The 5803-nt window shown below is 39.6% G+C and carries 7 protein-coding genes; 3 read left to right on the top strand and 4 right to left on the bottom strand.

Going from position 1 to position 5803, the window contains the following annotated elements:
* Together AAF462_09555 and AAF462_09550 are read left to right on the top strand one after the other, a co-directional pair.
* The coding region (locus AAF462_09555; GenBank protein MEM7009364.1) for a tetratricopeptide repeat protein at positions 1-496 on the top strand (496 nt) is incomplete at its 5' end.
* Positions 497-502: 6 nt separating this feature from the next.
* Entirely contained in the window at positions 503-1123 is a 621-nt protein-coding gene (locus tag AAF462_09550; protein ID MEM7009363.1) for a tetratricopeptide repeat protein, read from the top strand.
* Between the two features lie 30 nt (positions 1124-1153).
* Here AAF462_09550 and AAF462_09545 read toward each other — a convergent pair whose 3' ends face one another.
* From AAF462_09545 to AAF462_09530, 4 genes are all read right to left on the bottom strand, one after another.
* Positions 1154-1810 carry a hypothetical protein gene (locus AAF462_09545; protein ID MEM7009362.1) on the bottom strand — a complete coding sequence of 219 codons (657 nt, stop codon included), beginning with the start codon at positions 1808-1810 and terminating at the stop codon, positions 1154-1156.
* A gap of 135 nt (positions 1811-1945) precedes the next feature.
* On the bottom strand, positions 1946-2983 hold the full coding sequence (locus AAF462_09540; protein MEM7009361.1) for a hypothetical protein: 1038 nt from the start codon (positions 2981-2983) through the stop codon (positions 1946-1948).
* Positions 2984-3032: 49 nt separating this feature from the next.
* On the bottom strand, positions 3033-4607 hold the full coding sequence (locus AAF462_09535) for a hypothetical protein (GenBank protein MEM7009360.1): 1575 nt from the start codon (positions 4605-4607) through the stop codon (positions 3033-3035).
* Positions 4608-4903: 296 nt separating this feature from the next.
* Entirely contained in the window at positions 4904-5227 is a 324-nt protein-coding gene (locus AAF462_09530) for a hypothetical protein (protein ID MEM7009359.1), read from the bottom strand.
* 186 nt (positions 5228-5413) lie between these two features.
* Here AAF462_09530 and AAF462_09525 point away from each other — a divergent pair, with 186 nt between their 5' ends.
* Positions 5414-5758, top strand: coding sequence for a hypothetical protein (locus AAF462_09525; GenBank protein MEM7009358.1), 345 nt, complete (start codon positions 5414-5416; stop codon positions 5756-5758).
* The last annotated feature ends 45 nt before the right edge of the window (positions 5759-5803 follow it).

The raw sequence follows: 5803 nt of genomic DNA, 5'->3' as shown, positions 1-5803 counted from the left end.
TCAGGGTTCAATTCTAGATTTTACTAAAGCAATCGAGATAGACCCTAATGATGCCACCCTATATGCCGGCAGGGGTTTTCCAAAGGGCATACTAAAAGACTATCAAGGAGCTATACAGGATTTCAACAAAGCAATAGAGCTTGATCCTAATAACGCGATCTACTATACCTTCAGAGGTAACGCAAAACTCGCTATAAGAGATGGTGACGGCGCTATATTGGACTATAACCAAGCTATTAAACTCAACCCGAATGATCCTATGCTGTTTATTTTCAGGGCCAATGCAAAGGGTGCAATAGGTGATAATGAGGGAGCGCTTGCGGATTTCAACAAGGCTATTGGACTCAATCCAAATGATGTTGCGGCCTATGCAGGAAGAGGGATAGCAAAAATTTCCCTAGGCCAGGTAGAGTCCGGCTGTAAGGATATAGATAAAGCAGGCTCAATGGGGTTCACAGGGGCAGCGCAGCTCAAAGCTGAACACTGTAATAAGTAGTAATCTATGATTCCATTTAAGAGATTATTTCTTCTACTTGCTATCACTGCAGTTATGCAAGGAGTGGCATTAGCAAAATCGGCGCAAGACTATGTTTCCTCTGCACAGCAAAAGTCTCTAAATGGCGATAATCAAGGCGCAATATCTGACTACAAAAAAGCAATTGAGCTTAGTCCCGATTATGTGCCTGCTTATTACAATCTAGCATTTTTCTATCAAGAGTTATCTGAGTACAAAAAAGCGGTCTATAATTACAGCAAAGTTTTAGAACTTGATCCGAATATGTATGTTGCCTATTATGCTAGGGCAATATGCGAGATTAAGCTTCTTGATTTCCGCTCAGCTCTGGATGATTTAAATATATATATAGAACACAATCCTAACTCACCTTTTTCCTACGAATATAGGGCATATGCTAAACGTGCATTGGGTGAATACGAAGGCTCAATAGCTGACTATAATAAGAGCATTGAGCTTAATCCGGAAAACATTCCTTCCTATGTCGGAAGAGCGATCGCTGAGTTTAAATTAGGTCAGATAGAGGCGGGTTGTAGGGATATGAAAACAGCCTCAGATAAGGGTTATATATTAGCTCCTGAATATTTAAAGAAATACTGCAGCAAGTAACAAAATATTCATTCTCACAATCTAAACTTACTACTGCGGTGCTACAGACTGTATCATGTACTTAAATGCGTTGGACATTCTATCGGGTGGCAACTCTGCGAAGCTTTCGAAAATATATATCGATAACTTACAGTTATCCCCTACAGGAAGCTCGTCACTAGTGGAGATTTTCACGATGTCAGCTGTTGCCTTTTCTTCATCTAACTTTTGAGTAGAAGTTTTTGTATGTGCCAGTCTGATAACATTTCCCATCATCGTTAGATATTCTTTCATTTCTGCGAAACTAAGGATTTGCTCAAAGCACCTTGTGTCCCCTCTAAGAAAGCTATCACAGCACTTAGGATCTCTTTCACTCGCATAATCAATTAGTTTGTTGGTAGAATTTAAATATTCAACTATCGCCTCAGGCGGAGCCTTGAGAACGTCTTTGGCAAACATGGCCATGACCTGCGCTTGCACGATCGACTTAATTGTATCTTCGTCACCGCTTTTAGCATACTCTTGTATTTGTACCAATATCTCCTGATATACATCTGGATGATATTTTTTTAGCTCTTCAAACCCAGGTAATTCACTCATTATGCTGTCCATGATCTTGTCTTCCGAAGAATGGGTCATATCTGAAGAAAAACAGACAATAAATGTTAGAATGAAAAATATGGCAGTCAGATTAATTACTCTATGCATATTAAGTTCCTAAAATTGTATTTTGCAACTACAAAAATAACATTTTAAGAACTAATTACAAATTTCACTTATTGGTTAACAATATGTGCTGAACATCTCTATAATGTGATTTAGAATTTATTTGACTATCTTTACTTAAGGTGCTGTAAAATCCTGCCTGGCGGGAAAGCTGCTATTTATGCCTAGCCTCAAGAAGCAGGCTGTTACATCTCCGCATGTCTGCACTATTTCATTATTATCAAATATTAAAGCTGAGTAGCTTCTAAATCCCGGCAATGGAAAGTATGGAGGTCCGTAGTCATCCATGAAGCTCAACAATACTACATCAGAGCCGGATGCTGATGTGTTAGTGTTAAACAGACCATACATACTATCTGGCAGCACAGTGTCTAATCTTGCGTTTTCTGATCCATCAAGTATTCCAGTACAACTAGGTGCATTACAAATAGCTCGTCTGGCATACATGTTTGCTCCATAGGCATAACCGTGGGGAGTGCCGCTTACAGTTCTGATGGTGTCGGAAATATAAACATTTCCTGACAGGAAATTATGATCAATAGCTTGTTCCTCACGAGAGGCTGTATGACAGTCATCTACAGGTGTTATAATTAGCAAACCTTCTTTGTCTGCGAGATTGACTTCACCTATATCAATTCCTGTATTTGTAACTAAGTTTGACAGGTCATATATATGGGTATCCGATGGAGTATAAATATCACAAAAATCTCTTATTTCATTACAATCACTTGAATAAAGACGAATGTGTACTTCAAGACCTTCTGTAGTATGTGGCCCGGTACCGTCGCCATGATTCGTAACCTGAATTTTGGTAGTTCTGTTATCCATTTGGGTCCACCATGTGATTAACTGAGTACCTAGTTCATTTGTAGGTGCCAACGTAGCGCCGGAAGCTGATGCTCCTTGGGTGGTCATCCAATCTAAACCGCCGCCAGCATTTCCAACGTCATTGAATACTCCAATCATCCCAGCTGAAAATGTTGCTGGTACTATTCCACCGGGAGTAATTTCAAGGTTAAGCATTCCCTCTGAGTATGGAACATGAGGGCAGACGAGATTATTCAATCCAACCTGAGCATGAACTTTTGTAGAAAATCCTGATATTGTTAGAATGCATAAACTCACTAATAGCAAAACTCGGAATGTATGTTTCATAAAAATACCCTCCCTTGAATTATTACAGTACTTCATCTCTCGCATATTATTATTCTTCATCTGATGTTTCACCTCCCCACCAGGAATCAAATGTGCCATAGTTGAGCGTAGGTGCTATTTCGGTGCTGCCAGATAAACCCATGAACCCTACAAAGTAGGTCTCATGCACACAGTTTCCTTCTGCGTCAGTAACACTAGGATCAGTGCATCTGGTCTCTGTAAATGGTAGCTTCAGCCAGCCAGCACTATTTCCTGGCCTTATACTCATTGTGTTGCAAACTCTGTTGTCAGGATCTTTTGGGTTAGGCAGAGAATTATCTATCCCTACCGTTGCATTACCCAGGCTGCATGAGAATCGTAGCGGAGGGCAAGATACATCAGCCTCATTCTCATCAAAAATAAGTACTTGATCAAAGGGATTACCAAAAATAGTAGTAACACCCGAGGATGCATGTACCGTGTCTTCTGCAATCACCGTATATGTGAAACCTATTAGTTCTGAGAATTGATTTCCGTTGATATTATTAAAATTAACAGCACCGTATTTGTTTGAAGATGATGTCAATGATTCAGGAGCAACTGCATTTGTAATATATTCAAAGCCGTTTAAATCACGAATTCTCATAGATCCAACTAAAGAATTGTCGGGTCCATCAGATTTTGAAATTACTATAAAGCCATATTTCCCAGCCAGAGGATTGCCTGTAAAAGATATGGTTCCAGTGTTTGAGACGAGGTTCAAAGTATCATAGGTATGAACGTCGTTAGGGGTATAGGTATCATCGAAATTAATTTCCTCACACTCAAGTACGGTTGAATTTACAGTCCATATTTGTACATGTACATCAACCTCTTCATTTGATAGGTTGGCAAGCTGTATAGAGCTTTCTCTAGCATCATTATAGTTATCAAAATAATAGACTAGCCTGTCAGCGCCAGAGTCTGTTTGACCAAAAGTAGGAATCGTACGCTCCTTTGGCTCAATGCATAGGTCATTTATTACCACATGTGGAGGGCAGGTTGTGTAGTCTACCACGACTCTTACTATGGGAAGCTCACCGGGATCAGATACAAGAGTTATATGCTCAAATGGCTGAAGGTCTCCTAAACTGCTCCTGGTTACTATACTGACTTCGTCAACAGGTATTAATTCACCAGTTGCATCAACTCTACCAGAATCATCATAAGCCCTAGCCACTATCTCTACAGGTATGGAAATAAACCCTACATTTCTTGCATCAAATTCCACTCTTCCAACTTCAAGACCTGGATCAAAAAGTATTTCAAGAGGTCCACAGCTTCGTTCAGGGCGCGCCGAATCAGGATCTCCTTGGAATAAGCACTGGTTATTAATAGGACCAGGGACTACACCTGCTCCACCGCAAAGAGCACCATTATTAATTATTTGTGGATTAGAAGGGAAAGTTACGCCTAGCTCTCTATAAATAAGCGCTGCATTTGCACCATTTACTGCAGCATCATTTTCGGCCTGCTCAAACTCTATGCAAAACGCACTAGGCCCGTGATCTCCCCCCGGATGATCAGTGGGTACTATAGGTCCTTTATCCGGGCATGATACAGCAAAACATGATAATAGTATTAATATTCCAATTAGCCTGCTCATAGTTGATTCTCCCTATGCTCTGTAAATCAGATTCACTTTTATACCTTTGATTCTTGACGGAACCAACACATGAAAAGTTGTTTTCTAGGTGATGAGGGAACTTTTCGATAGTGGATTCTTTACCGCCAAAAAAATCCTCTAAACGCTATACGTATCGATTATAAAATAAAAAATGGTAAAAACAAAATGCTTTTCATACAACTGTTTGAATCTTGGAGACCATATAGTAGGTTTAAATAATTTTAGGAAAAAGGGGAGCAGTTGCTCCCCCTATGATAATTTTAAATATTTTGATATTAGATTGTGGCTTTTCTTCTTCTATGAAGAATAACTATGGCTACAATTGCCAATAGTCCTGCAATAACTATTGAACCAATTGCGGACAAGGCCGGTACGTTACGAGCAACTGACACACATTGCTCAGTTTCATCACTGCAAATACTGTTTGGAAAAAGTTCTCCTGAGCATACTGTCGGCAGTGGACCGCCGCCATCATTGTCAAAGCATGCCGATTCTGATACTTGGCAACATGTATTAATAGCTTGTCCTTCTACTGGCATAGAAATAAAGAACATGCCAGCTACGAGAGCCGTAATTGCTAAAATCGATAAAGTTTTCATCACTCATCCTCCATTTTCGATTGAATTTTGGTGAATTATATCATAAGTGATTAAAAATGTGTATTAAAATCAATCAAGCCGATGAGATCTGATATGCTGGCGGGTCAAACAAATTACATAAATAGCTGAAATGTGTTAGATTTCAAAATATAGATGTATCTATATTATATTATTGGAGGGAATGGTATGAAAAGTATTACAACTGTAGTGATTTCAATTGTGATTCTCGGTTTTGTCTTTCTAGCACAGCCTGATAACGGATTAGCAGGTACTACAATGCCGCCGGTTCTATTAGGCTGCTGTCAGGTAGAACCTAATCAATGTGGAAACATTTTTAGTCCAGGCAATTTAACATGTAGTTCTGAGAATTTCCTACCAGGTGAGTCATGTAATGAGAGCACAGGTCAATGCAGGCCAGACACAAGGAACATTCCTGCTATCTCACAATGGGGATTGTTATCTTTAGCCGCAGTGCTGGCTTTAGTTGCATTAGGTGCTTTTGTGGCTAGAAGGAATAAAGCATCTGCTTAAGATAAATAAGTAAGAAGGGGCCTATATTTAGGCCCCTTAGTTATT

The sequence above is a fragment of the Thermodesulfobacteriota bacterium genome (assembly GCA_039028315.1).
GTDB lineage: Bacteria > Desulfobacterota_D > UBA1144 > Nemesobacterales > UBA2774 > CR02bin9.
The sequence above is the reverse complement of the archived record's forward strand: the minus strand, read 5'-3'. Positions and strand labels throughout refer to the sequence as shown.